General features: G+C 48.9%; 21 protein-coding genes and 1 tRNA gene. 2 read left to right on the top strand and 20 right to left on the bottom strand.

Going from position 1 to position 26,006, the window contains the following annotated elements; all coding sequences use genetic code 11:
- Window positions 1-214 precede the first annotated feature (214 nt).
- The 13 genes from A596_RS18650 to A596_RS18710 form a co-directional block, all read right to left on the bottom strand.
- The gene (locus tag A596_RS18650; protein ID WP_039917655.1) at window positions 215-1,654 is read right to left on the bottom strand and encodes an NADH-quinone oxidoreductase subunit N; all 1,440 of its coding nucleotides are present in this window, start codon (window positions 1,652-1,654) and stop codon (window positions 215-217) included.
- Between the two features lie 7 nt (window positions 1,655-1,661).
- Window positions 1,662-3,221 (bottom strand): NADH-quinone oxidoreductase subunit M, encoded by a 1,560-nt coding sequence (nuoM, locus tag A596_RS18655; protein WP_039917656.1) that lies wholly within the window; start codon window positions 3,219-3,221, stop codon window positions 1,662-1,664.
- 17 nt (window positions 3,222-3,238) lie between these two features.
- Window positions 3,239-5,104: an NADH-quinone oxidoreductase subunit L gene (nuoL, locus tag A596_RS18660; protein WP_039917659.1), complete on the bottom strand. Its 1,866-nt coding sequence runs from the start codon at window positions 5,102-5,104 to the stop codon at window positions 3,239-3,241.
- Window positions 5,101-5,409, bottom strand: coding sequence for an NADH-quinone oxidoreductase subunit NuoK (gene nuoK / locus A596_RS18665; RefSeq protein WP_039917660.1), 309 nt, complete (start codon window positions 5,407-5,409; stop codon window positions 5,101-5,103). The genes nuoL and nuoK overlap by 4 nt, the downstream gene beginning before the upstream one ends.
- Window positions 5,410-5,504: 95 nt before the next feature.
- A complete protein-coding gene (nuoJ, locus tag A596_RS18670) occupies window positions 5,505-6,005 on the bottom strand; it encodes an NADH-quinone oxidoreductase subunit J (RefSeq protein ID WP_039917661.1) in 501 nt (166 codons plus the stop codon).
- A gap of 31 nt (window positions 6,006-6,036) precedes the next feature.
- The gene (nuoI, locus tag A596_RS18675) at window positions 6,037-6,585 is read right to left on the bottom strand and encodes an NADH-quinone oxidoreductase subunit NuoI (protein WP_039917662.1); all 549 of its coding nucleotides are present in this window, start codon (window positions 6,583-6,585) and stop codon (window positions 6,037-6,039) included.
- Between the two features lie 11 nt (window positions 6,586-6,596).
- Window positions 6,597-7,595 carry an NADH-quinone oxidoreductase subunit NuoH gene (gene nuoH, locus A596_RS18680; RefSeq protein WP_039917667.1) on the bottom strand — a complete coding sequence of 333 codons (999 nt, stop codon included), beginning with the start codon at window positions 7,593-7,595 and terminating at the stop codon, window positions 6,597-6,599.
- Complete coding sequence (gene nuoG / locus A596_RS18685; RefSeq protein ID WP_039917668.1) at window positions 7,595-10,321, bottom strand: NADH-quinone oxidoreductase subunit NuoG; 2,727 nt, start codon at window positions 10,319-10,321, stop codon at window positions 7,595-7,597. The genes nuoH and nuoG overlap by 1 nt, the downstream gene beginning before the upstream one ends.
- Before the next feature lie 14 nt (window positions 10,322-10,335).
- The gene (gene nuoF, locus A596_RS18690; RefSeq protein WP_039917671.1) at window positions 10,336-11,652 is read right to left on the bottom strand and encodes an NADH-quinone oxidoreductase subunit NuoF; all 1,317 of its coding nucleotides are present in this window, start codon (window positions 11,650-11,652) and stop codon (window positions 10,336-10,338) included.
- On the bottom strand, window positions 11,649-12,158 hold the full coding sequence (gene nuoE / locus A596_RS18695; protein WP_039917673.1) for an NADH-quinone oxidoreductase subunit NuoE: 510 nt from the start codon (window positions 12,156-12,158) through the stop codon (window positions 11,649-11,651). Before nuoE ends, nuoF begins: the two co-directional genes overlap by 4 nt.
- A 39-nt stretch (window positions 12,159-12,197) precedes the next feature.
- The gene (gene nuoC, locus A596_RS18700; RefSeq protein ID WP_052417678.1) at window positions 12,198-13,964 is read right to left on the bottom strand and encodes an NADH-quinone oxidoreductase subunit C/D; all 1,767 of its coding nucleotides are present in this window, start codon (window positions 13,962-13,964) and stop codon (window positions 12,198-12,200) included.
- Between the two features lie 72 nt (window positions 13,965-14,036).
- Window positions 14,037-14,711 (bottom strand): NuoB/complex I 20 kDa subunit family protein, encoded by a 675-nt coding sequence (locus A596_RS18705; protein WP_039917676.1) that lies wholly within the window; start codon window positions 14,709-14,711, stop codon window positions 14,037-14,039.
- Between the two features lie 26 nt (window positions 14,712-14,737).
- The gene (locus tag A596_RS18710; protein WP_039917679.1) at window positions 14,738-15,175 is read right to left on the bottom strand and encodes an NADH-quinone oxidoreductase subunit A; all 438 of its coding nucleotides are present in this window, start codon (window positions 15,173-15,175) and stop codon (window positions 14,738-14,740) included.
- A gap of 629 nt (window positions 15,176-15,804) precedes the next feature.
- Between A596_RS18710 and mfd the strand changes: the two genes are divergently transcribed.
- Together mfd and A596_RS18720 are read left to right on the top strand one after the other, a co-directional pair.
- On the top strand, window positions 15,805-19,269 hold the full coding sequence (mfd, locus tag A596_RS18715) for a transcription-repair coupling factor (RefSeq protein WP_052417679.1): 3,465 nt from the start codon (window positions 15,805-15,807) through the stop codon (window positions 19,267-19,269).
- 39 nt (window positions 19,270-19,308) lie between these two features.
- Window positions 19,309-20,148, top strand: a complete 840-nt coding sequence (locus tag A596_RS18720; RefSeq protein WP_039917681.1) for a CsiV family protein — start codon at window positions 19,309-19,311, stop codon at window positions 20,146-20,148.
- 76 nt (window positions 20,149-20,224) lie between these two features.
- On the opposite strand, the gene A596_RS18725 is transcribed toward A596_RS18720, so the two are convergent.
- From A596_RS18725 to A596_RS18755, 7 genes are all read right to left on the bottom strand, one after another.
- Window positions 20,225-20,443 (bottom strand): cold-shock protein, encoded by a 219-nt coding sequence (locus A596_RS18725; protein WP_039917683.1) that lies wholly within the window; start codon window positions 20,441-20,443, stop codon window positions 20,225-20,227.
- A 190-nt stretch (window positions 20,444-20,633) separates the two neighbouring features.
- Window positions 20,634-21,371 (bottom strand): S-methyl-5'-thioinosine phosphorylase, encoded by a 738-nt coding sequence (locus A596_RS18730; RefSeq protein ID WP_039917685.1) that lies wholly within the window; start codon window positions 21,369-21,371, stop codon window positions 20,634-20,636.
- Between the two features lie 3 nt (window positions 21,372-21,374).
- The gene (locus tag A596_RS18735; protein ID WP_039917687.1) at window positions 21,375-21,920 is read right to left on the bottom strand and encodes a hypoxanthine-guanine phosphoribosyltransferase; all 546 of its coding nucleotides are present in this window, start codon (window positions 21,918-21,920) and stop codon (window positions 21,375-21,377) included.
- Window positions 21,921-21,934: 14 nt separating this feature from the next.
- Window positions 21,935-22,399, bottom strand: a complete 465-nt coding sequence (locus A596_RS18740; RefSeq protein WP_039917689.1) for a methylglyoxal synthase — start codon at window positions 22,397-22,399, stop codon at window positions 21,935-21,937.
- A 135-nt stretch (window positions 22,400-22,534) separates the two neighbouring features.
- Window positions 22,535-24,442, bottom strand: coding sequence for a molecular chaperone HtpG (gene htpG, locus A596_RS18745; protein ID WP_039917691.1), 1,908 nt, complete (start codon window positions 24,440-24,442; stop codon window positions 22,535-22,537).
- Between the two features lie 186 nt (window positions 24,443-24,628).
- Window positions 24,629-24,705 (bottom strand) — tRNA-Val (locus A596_RS18750).
- A 103-nt stretch (window positions 24,706-24,808) separates the two neighbouring features.
- The gene (locus A596_RS18755) at window positions 24,809-26,005 is read right to left on the bottom strand and encodes an O-succinylhomoserine sulfhydrylase (protein ID WP_039917887.1); all 1,197 of its coding nucleotides are present in this window, start codon (window positions 26,003-26,005) and stop codon (window positions 24,809-24,811) included.
- Between the last annotated feature and the right edge of the window lies 1 nt (window position 26,006).

Below are 26,006 nucleotides of genomic sequence, written 5' to 3' on the forward strand. Positions count from 1 at the left end.
TTATGGAAAGGCGCAGTTAATTTATAAAGATGCAATAAATTCATAAAAGGCGCTGGAAATTTATAGAGCAAATCCAACGAGTGATCCGAGGCCAATAACAACTAAAAACCAGTGACAGTGAAATATCTGAATGCAAATAAAGCACAAATTATAGATAGCAGAAAATCGGACAGCTAAAACAAAACAGGCTCCGTCAGGAGCCTGTTTCGCGCAATTAATGCAGGGTATTGATAAATTCCAGTGCGGGTTGCGGGTACACACCCAACCACAACACCAGTACCACCAACAAAATGACAATAGCGACGCTGGCACGGGCGGCGGGAACATTATCCGCCTGGGAGTTACCCGTGCGATCATATAAAGCAACCATCACACGCAGGTAGTAATAGAGTCCCAAGCCACTGCCGATAATCAACGCTGCCAACAAAATCCAGCTACTTGTAGTAACGCCGGTCATAAAGATATAGAACTTACCGATAAAACCGGCAGTTAACGGAATACCCGCCAATGACAACATCACCAGGGTCAACGCAACAGCGAGTGCCGGGCTACGGTAGAACAAACCACGATAGTGATTCACTTCCTCCGCATCCAATGCATTACCACCGTGCGACAGCGCACTGATTGCACCGAAGGCTGCAAGGCTGGTAACAACATAGGTCAACAGATAAACATTTGCACTGACAACATCAACGGAATTACCGGCAATTAACGCAATCAACAGGTAACCCATGTGTGCGATAGATGAGTAAGCCAGCATGCGTTTCAAATTGGTTTGGGTCAGCGCGAGGAAGTTACCTACTGCGATAGACACAATCGCAATCACCGCCAATACCGGTTGCAGCACTGCTGTCAGGTCACTGGTTATATGGCCAAGGAAGCGAATCAGGATGGCAATAATAGCGAGCTTGCTTGCCGTCGCCAGCAACGCCCCCACTGGCGCAGGTGCACCCTGGTACACGTCAGGAGTCCACAGGTGGAATGGAGCCAGCGACAACTTGAAGCACATGGCAATCACAATCATCGCGATACCAAAGCCAGCAAGGTAGCCACCGTGTTCAGCAAGCTTGTCTGCAAGGTCAGCAAACAACATGGTGCCGGTTTGGGCATAAACCAGAGCCATACCAAACAGCAGGAACGCCGAGGCAGCAGCAGAGAGGATCAGGTACTTAACACCAGCTTCGAGTGAGCGGCTGCGCTCATGGGTGTAAGCCACCATGCCGTACACAGGCACAGACAGTAATTCCAAACCGATAAAGAAGCCGGCCATATGGCTGCTGGATACCAGCACCAAACCACCGACCGCCGCGATCAACAACAACATATAAACTTCTTCTTTGTTGTTGCCGTAGCTCTCAATGAAGTTGCGCAAAAACACAGTGCAAACCAACGAGGCGAAGATCACCAATGCACCGTAGAAATAAGCATGCCCATCAATCAGGATTAAATCCGTAACCGGTGTTGCAACGCGATCAACGGCAAAACCATCCAGTGCAAAAATAGAAACCAATGCTGCCAATTGGCCGGCAATGGTGATCCAGTAACTAACACAATGGTTACGTTTGATAGATACCGCCAGCATCACCAATACCGCAGTGAGGCTCAGTAAGATAACCGGCGCTAAAGGTAAAAAAGTTTCGAATGATAAATTCATAGTGACCTCATGGAGCGACTGGGGACGCAGCGCCCCCAATGGGCAGAGGAACAGACACATCTGCCGGTGCATAGGTTTGCTGGATAAAGGTCATTGCATCCACAGACACATTCAACAGTGGCTGGGGATAGAAACCAATTACCAACAGAATCACCGCAAGCGACACCACGAGACTAATTTCACGGGCAGAAAGCTCTGCGAGTTTTTGTTCTGAAGTCGGCTGACCAAACAGGGTGCGATGGATCAGGATCAGCGAGTAAACACCGGCCAATACCAGGCTCGCCGTCGCGATAATGGTGAGCACCGGAACGACTTTGAATGCGCCCAGCAGAATCAGGAATTCGCCGATGAAGTTGGCAGTACCGGGAATACCCAGCAACGCAGCGGCAAAGAACATCAACAGTGGCGGCAAGTAAGTGAAACGAGCCCACAGTCCACCCATCTCACGCATATCGCGGGTACCGAGGCGCTCGTACAGTTGACCGGCGAGGATAAACAAGCCACCGGCACACAAACCGTGGGCCAGCATCTGGATCGCCAGGCCTTGCAGGGTTAACAAGTTACCGGAGTAAATACCGATCAGCACAAAGCCCATGTGGGAGATGCTGGTGTAGGCGATCAGACGCTTGATATCGGTTTGCACGAACGCCAGGAAGGCGCCGTAGAAAATACCGAATACACCCAGCAGCATCGCCGTGTTGGCAAACTCTTGCGATGCATCAGGGAAGAATGGCAGGGTGAAACGCAACATACCGTAACCGGCGGTTTTCAACAGGATACCGGCGAGGTCTACGCTACCGGCGGTTGGTGCTTCAGCGTGCGCATCCGGCAACCAGGCATGAACAGGAACGATGGGCAACTTGACCGCAAAGCCGATGAAGAAACACAGCATCAGGATAAATTGCAGTTCCTGGCTCATCAGTTTGTGGGTATTCAACAGGGTTTCGTAAGCGAAAGTGATTTGCCCGGTCGCTTTGTAGTTAACAACCACCAGCGCGAGGATTCCCACCAGCATCACCAAACCACCCACCTGGGTGTAAATGAAGAATTTGGTCGCGGCTTTCACACGCACCGCGCCGTTGTGGGCTGAACTGCCCCAGAGCGCAATCAGGAAATAAACCGGAATCAGCATCATTTCCCAGAAGAAGAAAAACAGCATCATATCCAGCGCGAGGAACACACCCAGCACACCGGCGAGGCTCCACAGCAGGTTCATGTGGAAGGCGCCAACGTTTTTGTTGATTTCTTTCCAGGAGCAGCCAACAGCAACAACACCCAACAAACCGGTGAGCAATACCATCACCAGTGACAGGCCATCGATACCGAAATGAATACTCACACCGAGTAAAGGAATCCAGGAATATTGTTCTTCAACTTGCCAGTTAAGGCCGCCGGTACCTGCAACGCTGGAATAATCACCGGTGAGCCACAGGTTTACACCAATGGCGAGAACAAGAGACATAGTAATAAGGGCAATCCACCGCGGGACGCCTGCGCCTAATCGCTCGCTTAGCCAGCACAACAGGCCGCCAAAAAACGGGATCAGGATCAGTGCCGAAAGAGTCATGGTCTGGCCTATCCTTCTTAATGAGTAAATGTAACTTGTAAAACCAGGACTGCGCCCAGCACCAACACCGCACCCAGCGCAATACTGGTGGCATACCAGCGCACGCGACCATTTTCGGTCACGCTCATTGCGCTGTTGCCCAGTTTTGCCAGTGACGGGATCAAATCAAACAATTTGGCGATTGCATCGTGGCGATTGATGGCCGCGATAAACAAATAGGGTTTTACAAACAACCAGTTGTACAACCAATCGAAACCACAACCATCGCGTAATACGGGCGACAGCAAACGGCCCAAACCACTTTCGGAAATCGATTTGGCAATGCGGCGCTCGCCCCAGAAGAATACGAACGCGAATGCCAAACCAATCAGGCCGGTTGCGATAGCAAGGATCTCAACAAAGTGCTTGGATTCTTCCAGTGTTGCCGAAGTGAATGCCGGCAATACACCTTCAAGCGGTTGATGAATGAATGAACCAACGAAAGTTGAGAGCACCAACAGGACACCCAATGGCAACCAGTAAGAGAAACCGTGAATTGAGTGAGCATGGGTTTTCTCTTCGCCGTGGAATACGATGAAAATCAAACGGAAGGTATAGATAGAGGTGAAGAACGCACCCACCAAACCGGCCCAGAACAAATTGGTGTGACCGCTGGCATAGGCTTGCAGCAGGATTGCGTCCTTACTGAAGAAGCCGACGGTCAGGAACGGGAACGCCGCCAGCGCACCGCCACCCACCAGGAAACAGGCATAGACAAATGGAATCTTTTTCCACAGGCCGCCCATCTTGAAGATATTTTGCTCGTGATGGCACGCAATAATCACCGCACCGGCCGACAGGAACAATAGAGCTTTAAAGAATGCGTGGGTCATCAAGTGGAATATCGCAGCATCCCAGGCACCAACGCCCAAGGCGAGGAACATATAACCAATCTGGCTCATGGTTGAGTACGCGAGCACACGCTTGATATCGGTTTGTACCAGCGCAGAGAAACCCGCAATCAACAAGGTAATCGCCCCCACTACACCGACCAGCAACAGTACATCCGGAGCCAATTCAAATACGGTGTGGGTACGGGCAATCAAGTACACACCCGCGGTCACCATGGTAGCGGCGTGGATCAATGCAGAAACCGGGGTCGGGCCAGCCATCGCATCCGCCAACCAGGTTTGGAGTGGCAATTGCGCCGATTTACCTACCGCACCGCCCAACAACATCAGGGAAGCAGCAACCACCATCGGGTCACCTTCACTCCATTTTTGCGGAGCAAGAACCAGGATTTGCTGGATATCCAAAGTGCCGAGTTGTTGGAAAATAATGAAGATACCAATGGCCATAAACACGTCGCCCACACGAGTGACGGTAAAGGCTTTGATAGCCGCTTCGCCATTGGCGCGATCAGAGTAGTAGAAACCGATCAGCAGATAACTACACAGACCTACCCCTTCCCAACCCAGGTACAAGAGACCGAGGTTATCGCCCAGCACCAGCAATACCATGCTGGCAACGAACAGGTTCATGTAGGAGAAGAAACGCTCGTAGCCTGCTTCGCCGCGCATATACCAGGAAGCAAACAAATGGATGAAGAAACCCACACCGGTAATTACACCGAGCATAGTCAGTGACAAACCATCCAGGTGCAGGCCGAAGCTCGCGTTGAAATCGCCAACGTGCATCCAGGTCCATAAGGTTTGAACGTATTTGCCGCCCTGCTCTACGTTATTTAAAAAATCGATCCCGACATATACAGTCGTGAGCGCTGAAAGACCAATCGAGCCAACACCGATAACGGCGGCCAGGTTTTCAGAGAGACGGGTACGCAATGTGGCTAATAATAAAAAGCCGATTGCGGGAAACAGGAATGTTAAGTAGAGAAAATTCATCCGCGCATCTCACTCGCAACGTCAATATCCAGGGAATGATGGCGACGATAAAACTGCAACACTATCGCCAAACCGATACTTGCTTCCGCTGCAGCCAGGGTCAGGATCAGGATGAACATCACTTGTCCGTCCGGCGCACCCCAGCGACTACCTGCAACAATGAAGGCGAGCGCCGCCGCATTCATCATCACTTCCAGGCACATCAATAAAAATAGAATGTTGCGGCGAACCATCACCCCAACCAGTCCCAGTGTAAAGAGCACACCCGCTACCGCGAGGCCCTGCTCCATAGGTATTGCTATCATTTACGCACACCTTTTTTCGATTACGCGCAGCGCGCTTTGCCATTTATCCGGATGTCGTCAAGCAGATTCCGGACAGCTTAGTTTTAAAATTGTTATTAACCGTTTTGGTCGTCGCGTTTGCCCAAGTGATACGCCGCAACCAATGCTGCCAACAGCAACAATGACGCCAGCTCAACCACCAACAGGTAAGGGCCAAACAGGGAAATACCGACTTGCTTGGCATCCACCAGCGTATGGCCTGCCTGATTCCAGGTGCCATCGCGCAACAGATACAGCATTTCCGCTAACAGGACGGCGGCGAGGATCGCTGGCACAACCCAGGTTTTGGGCGTTAACCAGGCGCGCTCTTGCATCGCCACGGCGGGGCCGATATTGAGCATCATCACCACGAACACGAACAGCACCATGATGGCACCGGCATAAACAATAATTTCAAGCGCACCGGCAAAAGGCGCACCGAGCATAAAAAATATGGCTGCAACCGCTAACAGCGACACAATCAAACTCAACAACGCGTGCACCGGATTGGTATTGGTCACTACGCGCAAGGTTGCGTAAATCGCGATTGCGGAGGCAATGTAGAATGCAATTTCCATCGTATGTCTCTTCTTTTCAGTCGGGCCGGAATTAAGGCAACAAGCTTTTTACATCGATAGGCTTGGCTTCGTTTTGCGCTGCGCCTTTTGGCTTGCCCGCAATCGCCATACCGGAAACACGGTAAAAGTTGTAATCCGGATTTTTACCCGGGCCAGAAATCAACAAGTGCTCTTTCTCGTACACCAGATCCTGACGGTTGTATTCCGCCATCTCAAAATCCGGGGTCAATTGGATTGCAGTTGTCGGACAGGCTTCTTCACACATTCCGCAGAAAATGCAACGCGAGAAATTGATGCGGAAAAATTCGGGATACCAACGGCCATCATCGGTTTCTGCTTTTTGCAATGAGATACAACCCACCGGGCAAGCAACCGCACAGAGGTTACAGGCTACGCAACGCTCCTCACCATCCGGATCGCGCGTCAATACAATGCGACCACGATAGCGCGGCGGCAGATACACTTTTTCTTCCGGATACTGGATGGTGTCGCGCTTGCGGAAACCGTGGCTAAACACCATCAGCAAACTGCGTATCTGGGTGCCCGCTCCGGAAACCAGTGAAACAATATTTTTTACCATAATTACTACCCTCAAGCTGCCGGAGTATTCAGCAGCACAACCGCTGCAGTAACCAATAAGTTCACCAGCGTCAGTGGTAAACACACCAACCAGCTGAATTTCATTACATGGTCATAACGTGGACGCATCAACGCACCGCGCACCAATACGAACAACATAATGAAGAAGCCGGTTTTTACTGCGAACCAAACGAATGATGGAATGAAATCGAGATATGGCAGCGGTTTCCAGCCACCGAAGAACAGGGTCACAATCATCGCTGATACCATCACTACACCGATGTATTCAGCCACGAAGAACATACCCCACTTCATACCGGAATATTCAATGTGGTAACCGTCGGCAAGTTCTTGTTCCGCTTCCGGCTGGTCGAATGGATGGCGGTGAGTTACCGCGATACCGGCAATCATAAATGTACAAAAACCGAAGAATTGCGGGATGATATTCCACAGATTGGATTGCGCTTCAACGATATCGCGCAGGTTAAAACTACCCGCTTGCACTACCACGCCCATCAGCGCCAAACCCATAAATACTTCGTAACTCACGGTTTGTGCAGCCGCACGCAAGCCACCGAGCAATGAGTATTTGTTGTTGGATGACCAGGCAGCGAACATCACTGAATACACAGCGAGACCGGCCATACCAAAGAAGAACAACAAACCGATATTTAAATCGATAACACCCCAGGTTGCCGTTACCGGGATCACTGCCATGGATAACAAAATCGTTCCCATCGCAATCGCCGGTGCAAGGCGGAAGGTTAATTTGTCTGCAAAGGGTGGAGTCCAGTCTTCTTTGAAAAACATTTTGAACATGTCGGCAACAATCTGGAACATACCAAACGGACCAACACGGTTAGGGCCATAACGGTCTTGCCACCACGCCAGCAATTTACGCTCGATCAAACTGAGGTAAGCCGCAAGCAAAACAGTGACTAACAAAATCACAACCGCCTGGAAAACGGTAAAAAATATTTGCGCCAACTCTGGCGTTACCCAATCAAACATTACACAGCCTCCTGCATAACTTGCGCCCAGGTTTCACCAACAAATGTCGGGATACCTTTCAGGCCAACCGGTAAACCGAGGCTGCCAGCCGCGAGTGTTGCACTCACTTTTACCGGCAAACGCAGATTGTTATTAACAATGCGCACGATGACAGTGGCGTTATCTTTCACACCGATGCGCTCGGCATCCGCAACCGAAATCGCTACGTAAGGCGCCGGGATTCTGTCCGCAATAACCGCTGCTTTTGAAGTCATCTCTTCGCTACCAAACATGTGGTACAGCGGAGAAACGCGCAGCTTGCTGTCTGATGCAACAAATGCCGCAGGGACATCGTTGAAATAATTGAAGCTTGCATCAGCGCGCGCTTCGATCAAACGTTTACCCGCATCACCTTTGCGTGAATGGCCACCGACTTCGTCCTGGAATTTGTTCCAGGCTTGTGGTGAGTTCCAACCCGGAGCCCATGCAAATGAGGTCAATGCCGCCGGATTTTCCGGACCAACATAACCTTCCATTGAGTGCGCCAATGCCGAGTCGCTATCTTGTGAAGCACGCGGCTCGTGAACGCTGATGTTTGCACGCATTGCGGTGCGGCCAGAATAACGGCGCGGCTCGCGCGCGAGTTTCAACCCTTTAATACGGAAGTCAGCGTTCGGAGCTGCATCGCGAATTTCTGCAAGCGCTGGAACTTCAGTGACAACTGCATTGATCACTTCATCCAGTTGAGTCCAGGAGAAAGGCTTGTCTTCAACGGCAGTGTGGATCGCATGCAACCAGCGCCAGCCTTCTTTCACTTGTACTTTTGCATCGTAGAATGCCGGGTCATAAACCTGGAAGAAACGTTGTGCACGACCTTCACAGTTAATCACGGTACCGTCTGCTTCCGCGAAGCTTGCACCGGACAATACCAAGTGCGCTTTTTCCTGTACTGCTGTTACCTGGTGATCAAGAACGATTACCGATTTCGCGGCAGACAATGCGGCATCAACCAATTCTTTTGGTGCGCGACGGTACAAATCATTTTCTGCGATGACGATTGTATCTGCTGCGCCATCTTTCAATGCAGTCAGTGCATCAACCACTGATTTACCTTTCAGGTAAGCAACGCCAAGGCTGTTTACTTCAGGAACAACCAGAGTAATTGCTACTGCTTTTTCGCGCGCTTTCAATGCAAGCGCAACGTTTGCAGCCGCTTTGATAACAGACTCGGAACCTGCTGAAGTACCCGACACAACCAGCGGCGCTTTTGCTGCGAGTAATGCATCAGCGATGGTTTGTGCCAATGCGCGCTCTGCATCACTCAGATCATTCGCTGCTGGCGCATTACTATCGATAATATTGGCTACCGCAAAACCCAAACGCGCAATACTTTCTACCGGCGCGCGATAAGTTTCAGTCGCCGCATCATCCAGGCGAGTTTCCTGGAAGCTGGCGATAAACAATGGGCTCTTCGCATGCTGGCCAATATTTTTAATGGCTTCAGCAGCCCACTCGGATACGCGCTTTTCCGCCGCCATTTCATAGGCTTTGCCTTTCACGGCTTGACGTAATGCCAGTGCAATACGCGCTGCGGTCTGGGTTAAATCTTCACCCAGGATAAATACTGCATCCCTGTTTTCGAGATCGCGTACTGGTGGAGTGTGCAAACCGCTGTTTTGCAGAATGTCCAACACCAACTCAACACGTTTTTGTTCAGCCGCTTCAAAACCGGCACTGAAATTTTCTGCACCGACTAATGAACGCAAGGCGTAGTTGGTTTCAATGCTTGCACGTGGCGAGCCGATACCAATAACTTTTTTGGAATTTTTAAGCGCGGCAATCGCCCAATCCAATGCACCATCTAAAGTGGTTGCACCAAGGCCGTTAGCAGCACGCAGGAATGGAACGCGCGGACGATCTTCGTTGTTGACATAACCGTAACCGAAACGGCCTTTGTCACACAGGAAATAATGGTTGATCGAACCGTTGTAACGGTTTTCGATACGACGCAACTCACCGTAACGTTCACCGGGGCTGATGTTACAGCCAACGGAACAACCCTGGCATACGCTCGGGGCAAATTGCATATCCCACTTACGGTTGTAACGCTCGGAGTGGGTTTTGTCGGTGAACACACCGGTAGGGCACACTTCTACCAGGTTGCCGGAGAATTCGCTCTCCAGGGTACCGCTTTCTACGCGACCGAAATAAACATTGTCGTGCGCACCGTATACGCCCAAGTCTGAACCATCAGCGTAATCGTTGTAATAACGCACGCAGCGATAACACGCGATGCAGCGGTTCATTTCGTGGCTGATAAACGAACCCAATTCCTGGTTCAGGTGAGTACGCTTGGTGAAATCGTAGCGGCGGGAATCGTGGCCGGTCATTACGGTCATATCTTGCAAATGGCAGTGACCGCCTTCTTCACACACCGGACAATCGTGCGGGTGGTTGGTCATCAACCACTCGACAACACTCGCGCGAAACTCTTTCGCTTCTTCATCTTCAATCGAGATGTAGGTGTTGTCGGTTGCCGGTGTCATACACGACATTACCAAACGGCCGCGCTTATCGTCGGCATTGGCGTATTGCTTGACCGCGCATTGGCGACAAGCACCAACGCTGCCCAGCGCCGGGTGCCAGCAGAAGTAAGGAATATCGAGGCCCAGCGACAAACAGGCCTGCAACAGGTTATCTGCGCCGTTAACTTCTAATTGTTTACCATCAACGTGAATCGTAGCCATGACTTATATAGCCCTTACGCAGTAGCAGTAGCCGCAGCGGTTGCTGGAGCTGCTATGCCTTGTTCAAATTCGGAACGGAAATATTTCAATGCGCTTTGCAATGGTTCCATGGCTCCCGGTGCGTGGGCACAGAAAGTTTTACCCGGACCAAGCTGGCGAGTCAGTTGTTGCAAAATATCCAGGTATTCTGGCTTGCCTTCACCGCGCTCAATCGCCAACAGCATTTTCACCGACCATGGCAAACCGTCGCGGCATGGCGTACACCAGCCACAGGATTCACGCGCGAAGAATTGTTCGAGGTTACGCACCGCCGACACCATGCTCTGGGTGTGGTCAACGACCATCACCAGGCCGGTACCCATACGGCTGCCCGCTTTCATGATGGTGTCAAAATCCATCGCCAGATCCAGGTGATCAGGAGTCAGGAAGTCAGTTGAGGCACCACCGGGCAACCAGGCTTTCAGCTCCAGGCCATCGCGCATACCGCCGGCGTGTTCGTAAATGATTTCGCGTGCAGTAGTACCGATTGGCAACTCCCACAGGCCAGGATTTTTCACCTTGCCGGAAGCACCATAGATCTTGGTTCCACCGTCCGGGCTTTTGCCCTGGGACAACCCTTTGAACCAGTCAGCACCGCGGTTGATGATGTGCGACAAATTGCTCAGGGTTTCCACGTTGTTAACGATGGTTGGGCGGCCCCAAAGACCAGCAATTTGCGGGAATGGTGGTTTGGCCCTTGGATTGGCACGACGGCCTTCGAGCGAGTTAATCAAAGCCGTTTCTTCACCGCAGATATAACGCCCTGCCCCAGTATGCACATGCATATCCAGGCTCCAGCCGGAACCTAAAATGTTTTCGCCGAGATAGCCTTTCGCGTTGGCCTGCTCAATGGCTTCGTTCAAATGTTTTGCCGCGAGGACATATTCGCCGCGCAAGAAAATGTACGCGCGTTTTGCCTGGATCGCGTAAGCCGCGATGATCATACCTTCCACCAATTGGTGTGGCAGACACTCCATCAACAAACGGTCTTTGAATGTACCCGGCTCCATTTCGTCCGCGTTACACACAAGGTATTTCGCACCGGCATCGGGTCCCATCGGGATCAAACCCCATTTGATACCGGCAGGGAAACCCGCACCGCCACGGCCACGCAGGTTTGCATCTTTTACTGCCGCCTGAACGTCTGCAGGGGACATTGCCGGAATCGCTTTACGCACGGACAAATAACCATCCAGCGCTTCGTATTCGTTGATATCAACAACTGGCTTGTTATCAACGATACGGTATGTCAGTGGCTTGATTTCGCCGAGGTTGTTGTTGGGAAGAGTCATACGTATTTCTCCAACAGCGCGGGAATTTGTTCCGGAGTCAAATTGGTGTGGGTGTCATCATTGATCATGATGGCCGGCGCTTTATCGCACGTACCCAGGCAGCAAATTGGCAACAAGGTATAACGTTCGTCTGGCGTAGTTTCACCAAGGCCAACGTTAATGTGCTTGATGATGGCATCCTGGACGACTTCAAAATCCATCAGGTGGCAAGCGATGCTGTCGCACACTTTGATTACGTTACGGCCAACGGGGCGACGGAAAATCAAACTGTAAAATGTCGCGACGCCTTCGAGGTCGGGAGCGGAAATTCCGAGCAGATCAGCTACCGGTTGGATAGCGCCATCAGGCACCCAACCATGGCGACGCTGGATTACTTTTAACGCATCAATCGATGCAGCGCGCGCATCATCATAGTGATGAATGTGGTGCTCGATCTCAGCACGGTCTTCATCGGCCAGGATGTAAGGCTCGACATTGGGACGGTTACTATCAGTACAAATAATCATAATAGTCAGTACAAATAATCAAATTGGTTTACTGGATAATTAGCGGTCAACGTCGGCCATTACAAAGTCGATACTGGCCAGGTAAGCAATCAAATCGGGAATCATACTGCCGCGAATTACTGCAGGAATCTGCTGCAAATGCGGGAAGCTCGGCGTACGGATACGCGTGCGGTAACTCATGGTGGAGTTATCGCTGGTCAGGTAATAACTGTTGATACCCTTGGTAGCTTCAATTAACTGGCTCGCCTCGCCCGCTGGCATGATCGGACCCCATGACACACTCAGGAAGTGGGTAATCAGGGTCTCAATGTGTTGCAGGGTTTTTTCTTTCGGCGGTGGACAAGTTAAATGGTGATCAGCCTTGTATGGACCTTCCGGCATGTTATCCAGACATTGCTTGATGATGCGCAAGCTCTGGCGCATTTCTTCAATACGCACCAGGCAACGATCATAAGCATCGCCGTTGTGGGCCAAAGGAACATCAAAATCAAAATTCTGGTAGCCAGAGTAAGGACGCGCTTTACGCAGGTCGTAATCAATACCGGTAGCACGCAGACCAGGACCGGTAACGCCCCACTCAATCGCTTCCTTGGAATTGTATTGCGCAACACCGATAGTACGGGATTTCAATACGCTGTTTTTGACGGCGGCTTTTACGTATTCGTCGAGACGCTTTGGCATCCAGTCAACGAATTCCTGCACCAGTTTTTGCCAGCCTTTTGGCAAGTCATGGGCAACACCGCCAATGCGATACCAGGCCGGGTGCATACGGAAACCGGTCACAGCCTCGATCACATCGTAAGCTTTCATACGGTCGGTAAACATAAAGAAGATCGGCGTCATACCGCCAACGTCCTGGATGTAGGTACCAAGGAACAGCAAGTGACTGGTGATACGGAAGAATTCCGCCATCATTACGCGGATGGTTTCAACACGAGACGGCACCTTAATGCCCGCCAGTTTTTCTACCGCAAGAACGTAAGGCAGGTTGTTCATTACGCCGCCGAGGTAATCGATACGGTCGGTGTAAGGAATAAAGCTGTGCCAGGATTGGCGTTCGCCCATTTTCTCGGCGCCGCGATGGTGGTAACCAATATCGGGGACGCAATCAACAATCTCTTCACCATCCAACTGCAATACGATACGGAACGCACCGTGCGCACTCGGGTGGTTAGGGCCGAGGTTGAGGAACATGAAATCCTCATCCGCAGTGCCGCGTTTCATGCCCCACTCTTCGGGGTTAAAACGCAGGCCTTCCTGTTCGAAGTCCTGCTTGGCGGCGTTCAACATAAACGGATCGAATTCTGTTGCACGCGCCGGATAATCTTTACGCAGCGGGTGACCCTTCCAGGTCGGCGGCAGCATAATGCGGGTCAGTAACGGGTGACCTTCGAAGTCGATACCGAATAAATCCCACACCTCACGCTCATACCAGTTAGCGTTTGGCCAAATGTTGATAACACTTGGAATACCCAGGCTGTCAGAGGAAAGGGCAACTTTGATGCGCACATCGCTGTTACGCTCAATCGAGAGCAGATGGTAGAAAACGGTAAAGTCCGCTGCGGGTAAACCATAACGGTGGGTGCGCAAACGCTCATCCACCGCACTCAGGTCATACAGCATTGAATAAGGCTTGGGCACATTACGCAGGAAGCGCAATACCTCAACCACTTTATCGCGCGTTACCCAGAGTGTTGGAACGTCGTCTTTGGTGGGTTGAACCACGAAGGTCCCTTCACCAAATTGGGCAAACAGTTCGCTCACTACCTGAGGCAAAGCGGTATCTAGAGTCGCATTCTCAGCCATCTATCAGCTCGTCACTAAAATTAAAATTCTTTTGGATAGGCGCAAGCCCGGCGGCCTGCAAACCACCGGGTTTTAAATGCTATCTGGCTCGCGCAGGTTCACGACCTGGATACGCTCGGCCTGTTTAACATCGCGCTGTGCCGGCATTACCGGGCGATATACACCCTGGTCGCCGCCAACCCAGGTCAATGGGCGACGCTCTTTGCCAATCGATTCCTGCAACAGCATCAAGCCTTGCAAAAAGGCTTCAGGGCGCGGTGGGCAACCCGGAATATACAGATCGACTGGCAGGAATTTATCCACGCCTTGTACAACCGAATAAATGTCGTACATGCCACCGGAGTTCGCACAGGACCCCATGGAGATTACCCATTTTGGTTCGAGCATTTGCTCGTACAAACGCTGAACAACGGGAGCCATCTTGATAAAGCAGGTGCCGGCCACCACCATCAGGTCTGCCTGGCGGGGTGATGCACGAATTACTTCTGCACCAAAACGCGCGAGGTCGTGTGGCGCGGTAAAGGCCGTTGCCATTTCCACATAGCAGCAAGACAAACCGAAGTTATAGGGCCACAGGGAATTTTTACGCCCCCAGTTCACGGCACCGTTGATCATGTCATCGAGCTTGCCCATGAACACATTTTTGTGAACCTGATCTTCCGTCGGATCACTTACCCGCTCCCGGGGTTGTTCAGGGTAGCGAATTTCTGAATTGTCGGAATCAATACGCGTCAGGGTATAGTCCATCAGGAAAACCTCAGGATGCTTAAAACTTAATTGGAATTGGTAGTTGCTGCAGTCTTTGCATTTGCTTCGTCTTTAATACGACGACGGCGCGTTTCGGATGACCAATCGAGGGCACCAAGACGCCAGATATAAATAAGACCAACCAGAAGAACAGAAACGAAAATAAAGACTTCAATAAAACCGGGCCAGCCACTTTCGCGAACGGATACTGACCAGGCGTACAGGAAAAGGGCTTCAATATCGAAAATAACGAAGAACATGGCGATCAAATAAAACTTCGCCGACAGACGCAGGCGCGCACCGCCTACCGAAACAATACCGGATTCAAAGGGCTCGGTTTTCGCCCTGCCTTTACTGCGGCCACCCATAAACACCGGAATGGCGAGCATAAATGCACAAATAAAAATAACACCGAAGATATAAACAGCGAAGGACCAGTTATGCGCAATGGCGTCAATTGACATCAAGTAATCTCCCACAGCGAGCGACGCAAAATGCAAATAATATGCAAATGATAATTAATCTTATTGCGATAGATGAATGCAAAGCCTATTATGTTGTCATTGAGCAAAAGTGCTCGACAAAAAAGACTTATAAAATTTGAGGCTTAAGAAAAATCGGCCGGCATTCTCTATGGATATCAATAAACGGTGTGCAAAAAAGGCGTAAATTCCGTCGTAATAATTCGCATTCCGTGCCCAAAAGTGCCTGATCAACCAATATATTTTGAAGACCGCTTAAAGAAACGCCCCGCATTGTAGCAACTATAGAACCAGACTCAAACCTCGATGACAAAAAAGTTTCATGTATTTGAAGCACTTACTGCAAAAAATTTCGATTCGCGATGAAAAACCGATTAATAAATAACCGCTTTGATTTTATTTGTTCGATTTCATACTAGAGGCCCGCTCTCATACAGGTACAATGCTGGCCGGATAAATCAGTGTAGATCCGGTTGATAGAAGTGAATCTCGTCCTGTTTCAATCAATCGATTTATTAAAGCCACCCTGAACGCATTCAACATTCAAATGTTCATATTTATGGCAGCTATTCATATCCGATATTTTTATTTAATGGCTATCCAGGTTCTCTATGGTTTTACATTCACTTGCGACTCCTCCATTGTCACATCGCCCCGGCAACCGGCAATCATGGGGGCAATTACACGGCTCCGCACAATCCCTTGCCATCGTAAATGCTGCTTTAACCTATAAAGGATTGAGCCTGGTCATCACAGCAGATACCAGCACTGCTATTCGATTGGAAAGTGAATTATCTTTTTTTGCAAAAAATCAGGAGCATCTCGCTGTTCTGCATTTAGCCGATTGGGAGACGCTTCCCTATGACACCATCTCGCCACATCAAGATATTATTTCCGAACGCCTCAGCACACTCTACAAATTACCGTCCATCAAACAGGGCATCTTGATTGTTCCGATAACTACCCTGTTACAACGCCTGATGCCGCAATCTTATTTAATTGGCAATAGCCTGATGGTGTCAGTAGGAGAACAAATAGATACCAACCAATTGCGGCAAAACCTGGAGCGCGCCGGCTACCATTGCGTGAATACAGTTTATGAACACGGCGAATTCGCCGTGCGCGGTTCGCTGATGGATATTTATCCAATGGGCAGCCACCAGCCCTATCGTATCGATTTGTTCGATGACGAAATTGAAAGCTTGCGCACTTTCGATCCCGAAACGCAATTAACAATAGACAAAGTAGAAAAAATCCAGCTTCTCCCTGCAAAAGAATTTCCACTGAATAAAACCGGCATTAATTTATTTAAACAGCAGTGGCTTGAACGTTTCGATGTAAACCATAAAGCCTGCCCGGTTTTCCAGGATATAAGCGCCGGTATTTCACCGCCGGGTATCGAATATTATCTGCCATTATTTTTTGATGCGTGCAGCACATTATTTGATTACCTTCCACAAAACACCCAAGTCTATGCACTGGGCGATATTGAAAAATCTGCCGAAAATTTCTGGGTGGAATTACTGCGCCGTTACGAAAGCCGCCGTGTAGATCCATTGCGTCCATTGCTCGCGCCGCGCGATATTTATCTGGCGATTGATGAAGTATTCGGCCATTTAAAAAATTACTGCAGGACTTTTATAAGTTCGGCAACGTTGGATACTAAAGAAGGCAACATCAATTTCAATACCACCCTGCCGCCATCATTACCAATTCGTGCACAAGCAGAAAATCCCCTTGCTGCAATCCATGCGTTTTTGATGGAGTTTGATGGCCGCGTACTATTTTGTGCTGAATCTGCTGGCCGTCGCGAAACTTTATTGGAACTATTGGGGCGAATCCGCATTCGCCCCACGTCGGTGGATAACTGGGAAGATTTTTATACCAGTAGCGAAAAGCTGGCGATCACCGTTGCACCACTTGAACAAGGCTTGCTACAAACAGAGCCTAAATTAACACTGATTGCGGAATCGCAATTATTTGGTGAGCGAATCCAGCAACAGCGCCGCCGCCAAAAATCGCAAGACAATGCCGATATGGTGGTGAAAAACCTCACCGAATTAAAAATCGGTGCGGCAGTTGTACACATTGATCATGGTGTGGGTCGCTATCGCGGTTTGGAAACCATCACTATTGATAATCAAACCAATGAATTTTTAACGCTGGAGTATGCTGACGAAGCCAAGCTTTACGTTCCAGTGACTAATTTGCATTTGATTAGCCGTTACAGTGGCGCTGAAGACGATCTCGCACCATTGCATCGATTGGGCAGTGAATCCTGGCAAAAAGCGCGCAAAAAAGCGGCCGAGCAAATTCGCGATACTGCGGCTGAACTACTCGACGTTTATGCGCGCCGCGCCGCGCGCAAAGGTTTTGCGTTTCCCAATCCACAGACAGCTTACGAAGCATTTTCTGCAAGCTTTCCATTTGAGGAAACACCAGACCAACAACGTGCCATTGAGTCGGTTGTTAACGATATGCTGTCCAATAAACCTATGGATCGCCTCGTGTGTGGCGATGTAGGTTTTGGTAAAACCGAAGTGGCGATGCGCGCGGCATTTGTGGCAAGCCATGGTGGCAAACAAGTGGCGATACTTGCCCCGACCACCCTGCTCGCCCAGCAACATTACGAATCCTTAAAAGACCGCTTCGCTGAATGGCCAATTACGGTGGAAGTGTTGTCACGCTTCCGCACAACAAAAGAAGTAAATCAAGTATTGGATCGCGTTGCCGAAGGAAAAGTCGATATCGTGGTCGGTACGCACAAATTATTGCAGCCGGATATTAAATTCAAAAATCTTGGCTTGTTAATTATCGATGAAGAACATCGCTTCGGTGTGCGGCAAAAGGAGCAAATGAAAGCCATGCGCGCCGAGATTGATATTCTTACACTGACCGCCACACCCATTCCGCGCACATTGAATATGTCGATGGCAGGCATTCGCGATTTATCGATTATCGCCACACCACCCGCGCGTCGGCTTTCAGTAAAAACATTTGTGCGCACATTTGATGAAGCCACGATTAAAGAAGCAATCCTGCGGGAAATACTACGCGGTGGCCAGGTGTACTACCTGCACAATGAAGTCGATACGATTGAAAAAACCGCGCGCGATTTGCAGGAATTAATTCCTGAGGCGCGTATCGCTGTTGGCCACGGGCAAATGCGCGAGCGCGACCTGGAACGGGTGATGAGCGATTTCTACCACAAGCGCTTCAATATTATGGTGTGTACGACGATTATCGAAACCGGTATCGATATTCCCAGCGCCAACACTATTATTATTAACCGCGCCGATAAATTCGGATTGGCACAATTGCATCAACTGCGCGGCCGCGTGGGTCGTTCGCACCATCAGGCTTACGCCTATTTATTAACGCCGGATCGTCGCAGCATGACTGACGATGCAGTAAAACGCCTTGAAGCAATTAGCGCGGCAGAAGACCTGGGCGCGGGCTTTACCCTGGCAACGTACGATATGGAAATTCGCGGCGCCGGCGAGCTGCTCGGCGAAGAACAAAGCGGCCAGATCCAGACGATTGGATTCTCGCTCTACATGGATATGTTGGACCGCGCGGTAAAAGCCATTCGCCAGGGCAAGCAAGCTGACCTGGAAAAAGCACTGAGTGAAGCCATCGAAATTAATTTGCGTATACCGGCACTCATCCCTGCGGATTATTTGCCCGATGTGCATACGCGCCTGGTTATGTATAAACGGCTTGCGAATGCGCAAAACGAAGATGCACTGCGCGATTTGCAAGTGGAAATGATCGACCGTTTTGGTTTGTTGCCGGAACCAATCAAAAATTTATTCCGCGTCACCCAGATTAAAATCAATGCCGAAGCGATTGGTATTACCAAACTGGAAGCCAACAATCGCGGCGGTAAAGTGGAATTTGCGGGTGATACCCGCGTAGATCCATTGCAAATTGTTAAACTGGTGCAAAGCCAACCGCGCGTCTACAAACTGGAAGGTGCTAGCCAGTTGAAATTTACAATGGATATGGAAAGTACCGAAAAACGCATCCAGTCAGTGATGGATTTATTAACGTATCTCACACCCAAAACGCTCTAATGCAAAAAAACATGGCGCTTACAGTCAGGTAAAAATCTTATGATGTATTTCTGTAAAAAATTGTACCAGTCATTGATGGGATTAGCCACGCTGCTATTAGTAAGCAACTCCCTTCATGCTCAACAAAGCGCAAGCAATCATGAAGGCTGGTACCAGGTTGAATTAATTGTATTTGCACGCAAGGAAGATACATCGCAGGAACATTGGCCAAGCAATATTAAATTGCGCTATCCGGGTGACTGGGTGGAATTAAAAGATCCCGCAATGAGCGACGTTAAAATTGATTTAACGAAAGAAGCTTTTTATCGCCTGCCTGCCAGCGAACGCCAATTAAATGCCCAGGCGCAAAAGCTGGAACGCAATGGCCGCTTTGAACTTTTGTTCCACAGTGCATGGCGGCAAATCATTACTAATAAAAAATCTTCCAAGGCAATTCTTATTAGCGGTGGGCCAACCTCAGGGAAACACCAGGCGCTGGAAGGCAGTATTCGTGTGAGTGTGGCAACTTATCTGGAATTGCAAACCAATTTATGGTTTTCACAATTTGATTTGAATGTCGGACAAGAAGTGACTCAAAGCTGGCCGGAAATTCCATTGCGTCCCAATTACCCTGCAGTGGGAGGAAACACGTTATCACTGGATTCAGATCTCGAATTGGATCAGGCTCTGGCCAAAGAAAACCAGCAAGGAATAAGTGCAAATGTGGATTCGGGCACTGCTGCTAAAACTAATGGCGCAGTACCAGAGTACATCACTCGACAAATTATTTTATTGCAGCAAGAACGGGATATGCGTAGTGGAGAAATACATTACATTGATCATCCGGTGCTGGGAGTTATAGTTCAAGTCACGCCTTATCCACCAACAACCTTGCAATAAAACTGCAAAATAAAAACCCCGGTAGAACCGGGGTTTTTATTTGTCACTCTCTATTTCCCAACTCTCGAAAGACGTCTTAGCCCAGCAAAACTACATCTTCTGCCTGAAGGCCTTTATCGCCTTTTTGCAGCTGAAACTCCACATTCTGACCTTCAGCTAGGGAGCGGTAACCTTCCGCACGGATATTTCGGTAATGCACGAAAATATCCTCGCCTCCTTCTCCTCTGGTTATAAACCCATATCCACGCACGTTATTAAACCATTTAACAGTGCCAATCTCACGATCTGTCGTCATATGAAACACCTCTACAGCCTTGATGCTTTATTGTTATTTGCTCGGTTTGTCTCATCCGTTGATCGCCAGCACAGCAGGCCAGCAGCTATCCAGAACTAACAGGCATTAGTAATTAGAACCAAAATACCTGAGTTAACAGATATTAACAAAACCAGGAAATAAGAGGTGACTTTTTTGTTGCTTCTGCAAATCAAATTGTATTTTTTGCAAATATAAAAATAGTTTTCTTAATATTATTCATACCTGAAGCAAGAATCTGCATCATCTCAGCAATACTCAGTTCCTGATCCGCAAGACCTGCCCCCCAGTTCACGACCAAACACAACGCGGCATAATCCATTGCAAGTTCGCGAGCAAGTGCAGCTTCTGGCATGGCTGTCATTCCCACAAGATCGCATCCGTCACGAATCAGGCGCTGGATTTCCGCCGCCGTTTCCAAACGCGGCCCTTGGGTGCAGCCATAAATGCCCTGCGCCTGGAAAGGTAACCTGGCTTCTGTTAAAGAATTTATCAACTGATCACGCAAGCGTGCGCTATAGGGATGAGTAAAATCGATATGGTTGACATAACCATCCAATAAAAAGTTAAAACTTTGTTCGCGCCCCCAGGTGTAATCGATTACCTGGTGCGGCACCACAAAAGTTCCCGGCGCTATTCCATCGCCCATTCCCCCGACAGCATTAATCGCGAGGATTTGTTTAACACCAACTTCTTTTAACGCCCAAATATTTGCGCGGTAATTAATTAAATGGGGCGGTAACTTATGACCTTTACCATGGCGAGGAAGAAATATCAGCGACTGATTTTCGATGCGGGCAAATGTCAGCGGCGCAGAACATTCACCATAAGGAGTTGATAAAAAACGCTCTTCGATAATTTCCAATTCGGGAAATTGATTTAAACCTGAACCACCAATAACAGCGAGCATCTACTATTCCTTGCAAGCAAAAATACCAGGCGCATTGCGCCAGTAATTGTGATAATCCATTCCAAAACCAAATACATATTTATCGGGAATATCCAACGCGCTGTAATCGGCAGCGATAGGCGCAGTGTATCCAGCAATTCTTTTAGTCCCTAATACAGCGATGCTTACACTCAACGCACCTTCATTCAGGCAATGCTCAACAATTGCCTTTAGGGTAATACCCTGGTCCAATAAATCGTCCACTAACAAAATATGTCGCCCGCCCAAAGCGACTTCCGGTTTCCGCTTCCATATCAAATTATTTCCTTGCAATGCCCCTTGATAACGCGTCGCGTGCACGTAATCAATTTCGAGCAGGAAATCCAGGCGTGGTAATAAATATCCGAGCGTTGCCAGGCTGCCGTTCATAACCCCTAATACCAATGGATTTTTATCGGCAAAGTTCTGCGTTATAGGTTCAACTATTTTATCCAATGCAGCTTCAACGTCTTGCAAAGAAAAAATAATTTCTGCATCGGAATAAATTTGCTGGAGCGTATTCAGGTCCATAGCTAGCCTATCAATTAAGTAGTTTGCGCACGCTTGGCCATATAAGCCGCGTAATCAGGTACAGAATGAGAAGACTCAAGGTTAAATAGCGGCGATGCCACAATAAAATCAGCAGAACTCTGATTACAAGCAACCGGAATATTCCATACCGCTGCGATGCGCAATAACGCTTTCACATCAGGATCATGCGGCATCGGTTCGAAAGGGTCCCAGAAAAAAATCAACATATCCACTTTGCCCTCGGTAATGAGCGCCCCCACTTGTTGGTCTCCCCCCATTGGGCCGGAAATTAATTTATTAATGGCGAGGCCGGCTTCTTTTTCAATTAGAGTGCCGGTAGTACCAGTGGCATAGAGCGTATGCTTTTGTAAATCGGCGCGATGTTTTTGGCACCAGCCCAATAAATCTTTCTTTTTGTTATCGTGCGCAACCAGCGCAATGGATTTTGCAGCAGGCAAACTGATTTCTTTGTATTCCATAAACCTATACCTTATAAAAGCTGCGCCGTAATTAGCGGTAAAAAGTGGCAGGCAAAAAAAATGACCTTGCTTGATTATAGCAAGGTCATTTTGAATAACACTATAAAGCCAAAAATGGCTTCAAAGACATAACAATTAGTGACTCAACTCCAACAACAGCTTATTCAAGCGCTGTACGTAAGCCGCAGGGTCTTGCAATTGTGCGCCTTCTGCCAAGTTGGCTTGATCAAACAGGATATGCGCCAAATCACCAAAACGGCTATCGTTAGCTTCTGTTTCAAGCTTCTTCACTAATGGATGATCCGGGTTCAACTCAAAGATGGGTTTTGCATCCGGTACTTTTTGGCCTGCCGATTCCAGAATACGGCGCATCTGTGCACCCATATCAAATTGGCCAACTACTACACACGCCGGTGAATCGGTCAAGCGGTGGGTAATCCGCACTTCAGAAACTTCTTCGCCTAATGCAGTTTTCACACGCTCCAGCAATGGCTTAAGTTGCTCAGCCACTTTTTCCTGTGCTTGTTTTTCCTCTTCGGTATCCAGTTTACCCAGATCCAATTCGCCCTTGCCTACATCCTGGAAGTTTTTGCCTTCAAATTCTTGCAAATGGCTCATCAGCCATTCGTCAACACGATCCGACAACAACAATACCTCAATGCCCTTCTTACGGAATACTTCCAAATGAGGGCTGCTCTTTGCAGTGTTGAAATTTTCGGCAGCGATGTAATAAATTTTTTCCTGGCCTTCTTTCATGCGCGCCACATAATCATCGAGCGAATTATTTTGCTCGGCGGTGTCAGTGTGAGTAGAAGCAAAACGCAATAACTTGGCAATTTTTTCGCGGTTCGCAAAATCTTCTGCCGGACCTTCTTTAATAACCTGACCAAATTCCTTCCAGAAAGTGGTGTAATTTTCCGGTTCGCTTTTCGCCATTTTGCCCAGCATATCCAATACACGTTTGGTCAACGCAGAGCGCATTGACTCGATGTTAGGATCTTTCTGCAAAATTTCGCGCGATACATTCAGACTCAAATCGTTGGAATCCACAACGCCTTTAATGAAGCGCAAGTACAAAGGCAGGAATTGTTCTGCATCATCCATAATAAAAGTGCGTTGAACATACAATTTCAAACCACGCGATGCATCGCGGTTATATAAATCATAAGGCGCGCGCGCGGGAATGTAGAGCAGGCTGGTGTAATCCAGATTACCTTCCACGCGATTGTGGCTCCAACTCAATGGGTCAGTAAAATCGTGGCTTACATGCTTATAAAATTCTTTATATTCTTCATCGGTCACATCAGAACGTGAACGTGTCCAGAGCGCCGTGGCAGTATTAATTACTTCATCTTCCGGCTCAGCAGTGCTCGATGCATCTTCCCCCGCCGGAGTTTGTTTTTGCATAACAACCGGAATGGCAATGTGATCGGAATATTTTTTGATGATGGAGCGCAAACGCCAGTGGTCAGCAAATTCCAGTGCATCATCTTTTAAATGCAGTTCAACGGTCATACCGCGTCCGGCCTTTTCCACCGATTCAACCGTAAACTCCGCATCACCGGAACATTCCCAACGCACCGCTTCATCAGGCGCAGCGCCAGCACGGCGAGTCGTCACGACAACGCGATCTGCAACAATAAATGCAGAATAGAAACCCACACCAAACTGGCCAATTAATTGGGCATCTTTTTTCTGGTCGCCCGACAATTTTTGCATAAATTGCGCAGTACCGGATTTAGCAATAGTGCCCAGATTTTCGATCACCTCAGCACGCGACATACCAATACCGTTATCGCTGATGGTGAGGGTTTTAGCATCTTTATCAAAACTGATACGGATCTTGAGCTCAGTATCACCTTCATATAAATCGCCGTTGGAAACCGCTTCAAATCGCAGCTTATCAGCTGCATCCGAGGCGTTGGAAACCAGCTCACGCAGGAAAATTTCCTTGTTTGAATACAATGAATGGATCATCAAATGCAGCAATTGCTTGGCTTCTGTCTGAAAGCCACGGGTCTCTTTGCGGGCATCAACGGTCATTTTGTCGAACTCCTGGTTACATGCACGAATTTACTAGGGAAACAGCCTTTGCAGGCGAGTGAGGACTAGATGGGGCAGCAGTAAAAGAATTCAAGGGGAAACAAATGTGACGCGCAATAACAAATGCAATAGAAATCAAACAGGCAATAAAAAAGCCGCTCAGTAAGCGGCTTTTTTATACAAATCTGGTAGGACTAAGCAGACTCGAACTGCTGACCCCCACCATGTCAAGGTGGTGCTCTAACCAACTGAGCTATAGTCCTAAAATGCTTACCCTTGCGGGTGGCAGGGCGCGCACTTTACCAAGGCATACTCGCAAGGACAAGACCCAACAACTATTTTTTTGAGCCCCGCCCCGCTGCTGGCCTAGGGATTACCCAAACCGCGTGCGAGATCGGCTTTTAAATCACCAATTTCCTCCAAACCAACTGCGATGCGAATCAGGTTTTCGGTAATACCTGCATCAGCTTTCTGCTCCGGTGACAAACGACCATGGGTGGTGGTTGCCGGATGGACGATGGTAGTTTTGGTATCGCCCAGATTCGCCGTTAAAGACATGATGCGGGTTGCATCAATAACTTTCCAGGCTTCGTCGCGGCCACCTTTCACGCGAAAGGATAATACTCCACCAAACGCTGATTGTTGTTTGGCCGCAAGTTCATGACCTTTGTGCGATGGCAAACCGGCATAGAAAACTTTTTCTACTGCCGGATGTGAATTCAACCATTGCGCCAGCTCCAATGCATTCCGCGAATGGGCTTCCATACGCAACCGCAAGGTTTCCAAACCTTTTAAAAATACCCAAGCGTTAAATGCACTTAACGTTGGGCCAGCGCTGCGAATAAAACCGAGCACTTCATCGACCAATACTTTTGCACCGGCAACAACACCACCGAGACAACGGCCCTGACCATCAATGTATTTGGTAGCCGAATGGATAATTAAATCCGCCCCAAATTTTAATGGCTGTTGCAATGCGGGTGTGCAAAAACAGTTGTCAACTGCAAACAATGCGCCGTGTGCATGCGCAAGGTCGGCAAGGCGCTGGACATCAATAACATCGCACAATGGGTTTGATGGAGTTTCCACAAACACAAGTTTGGTGTTGGATGTAAAACCCGCTTCCCATTCGTCGTAATTAACCGGATTTACAAACGTAGTCGTCACGCCAAATTTTTGCAGGTATTTAGTGAACAGTACGGTGGTAGTGCCAAACACACTGCGCGAGCAGAGCACATGATCACCCGATTTTAATAAAGCGATACAGGTACTCAAAATAGCAGCCATACCAGATGATGTAGCCACTGCCGCTTCCGCACCTTCAAGTGCAGCGATACGCTCTTCAAACATACGCACGGTCGGATTGGTATAACGAGAATAAACGTTACCTTCCTGTGCACCGGAGAAACGATCTGCTGCTTCTTGTGCGCTACCAAATACATAACTGGATGTTAAAAATAACGCTTCGCTGTGTTCGCCTTCGTGCGAACGAGTGGTACCGGCGCGAATCGCCAGGGTATCCAGGGCTGCACCGAATAGCGGATCTTCTGAAAAATTATCCATT

This window comes from Cellvibrio mixtus subsp. mixtus J3-8 (genome assembly GCF_000766945.1).
In the GTDB taxonomy this organism is placed as follows: Bacteria; Pseudomonadota; Gammaproteobacteria; order Pseudomonadales; family Cellvibrionaceae; genus Cellvibrio; species Cellvibrio mixtus_A.

Excerpts from the sequence above, each read along its gene's own strand:
- A596_RS18650 (WP_039917655.1), bottom strand. The coding sequence starts at position 1,654 with ATGAATTTATCATTCGAAACTTTTTTACCTTTAGCGCCGGTTATCTTA.
- nuoM (WP_039917656.1), bottom strand. The coding sequence starts at position 3,221 with ATGACTCTTTCGGCACTGATCCTGATCCCGTTTTTTGGCGGCCTGTTG.
- nuoL (WP_039917659.1), bottom strand. The coding sequence starts at position 5,104 with ATGAATTTTCTCTACTTAACATTCCTGTTTCCCGCAATCGGCTTTTTA.
- nuoK (WP_039917660.1), bottom strand. The coding sequence starts at position 5,409 with ATGATAGCAATACCTATGGAGCAGGGCCTCGCGGTAGCGGGTGTGCTC.
- nuoJ (WP_039917661.1), bottom strand. The coding sequence starts at position 6,005 with ATGGAAATTGCATTCTACATTGCCTCCGCAATCGCGATTTACGCAACC.
- nuoI (WP_039917662.1), bottom strand. The coding sequence starts at position 6,585 with ATGGTAAAAAATATTGTTTCACTGGTTTCCGGAGCGGGCACCCAGATA.
- nuoH (WP_039917667.1), bottom strand. The coding sequence starts at position 7,595 with ATGTTTGATTGGGTAACGCCAGAGTTGGCGCAAATATTTTTTACCGTT.
- nuoG (WP_039917668.1), bottom strand. The coding sequence starts at position 10,321 with ATGGCTACGATTCACGTTGATGGTAAACAATTAGAAGTTAACGGCGCA.
- nuoF (WP_039917671.1), bottom strand. The coding sequence starts at position 11,652 with ATGACTCTTCCCAACAACAACCTCGGCGAAATCAAGCCACTGACATAC.
- nuoE (WP_039917673.1), bottom strand. The coding sequence starts at position 12,158 with ATGATTATTTGTACTGATAGTAACCGTCCCAATGTCGAGCCTTACATC.
- nuoC (WP_052417678.1), bottom strand. The coding sequence starts at position 13,964 with ATGGCTGAGAATGCGACTCTAGATACCGCTTTGCCTCAGGTAGTGAGC.
- A596_RS18705 (WP_039917676.1), bottom strand. The coding sequence starts at position 14,711 with ATGGACTATACCCTGACGCGTATTGATTCCGACAATTCAGAAATTCGC.
- A596_RS18710 (WP_039917679.1), bottom strand. The coding sequence starts at position 15,175 with ATGTCAATTGACGCCATTGCGCATAACTGGTCCTTCGCTGTTTATATC.
- mfd (WP_052417679.1), top strand. The coding sequence starts at position 15,805 with ATGGTTTTACATTCACTTGCGACTCCTCCATTGTCACATCGCCCCGGC.
- A596_RS18720 (WP_039917681.1), top strand. The coding sequence starts at position 19,309 with ATGATGTATTTCTGTAAAAAATTGTACCAGTCATTGATGGGATTAGCC.
- A596_RS18725 (WP_039917683.1), bottom strand. The coding sequence starts at position 20,443 with ATGACGACAGATCGTGAGATTGGCACTGTTAAATGGTTTAATAACGTG.
- A596_RS18730 (WP_039917685.1), bottom strand. The coding sequence starts at position 21,371 with ATGCTCGCTGTTATTGGTGGTTCAGGTTTAAATCAATTTCCCGAATTG.
- A596_RS18735 (WP_039917687.1), bottom strand. The coding sequence starts at position 21,920 with ATGGACCTGAATACGCTCCAGCAAATTTATTCCGATGCAGAAATTATT.
- A596_RS18740 (WP_039917689.1), bottom strand. The coding sequence starts at position 22,399 with ATGGAATACAAAGAAATCAGTTTGCCTGCTGCAAAATCCATTGCGCTG.
- htpG (WP_039917691.1), bottom strand. The coding sequence starts at position 24,442 with ATGACCGTTGATGCCCGCAAAGAGACCCGTGGCTTTCAGACAGAAGCC.
- A596_RS18755 (WP_039917887.1), bottom strand. The coding sequence starts at position 26,005 with ATGGATAATTTTTCAGAAGATCCGCTATTCGGTGCAGCCCTGGATACC.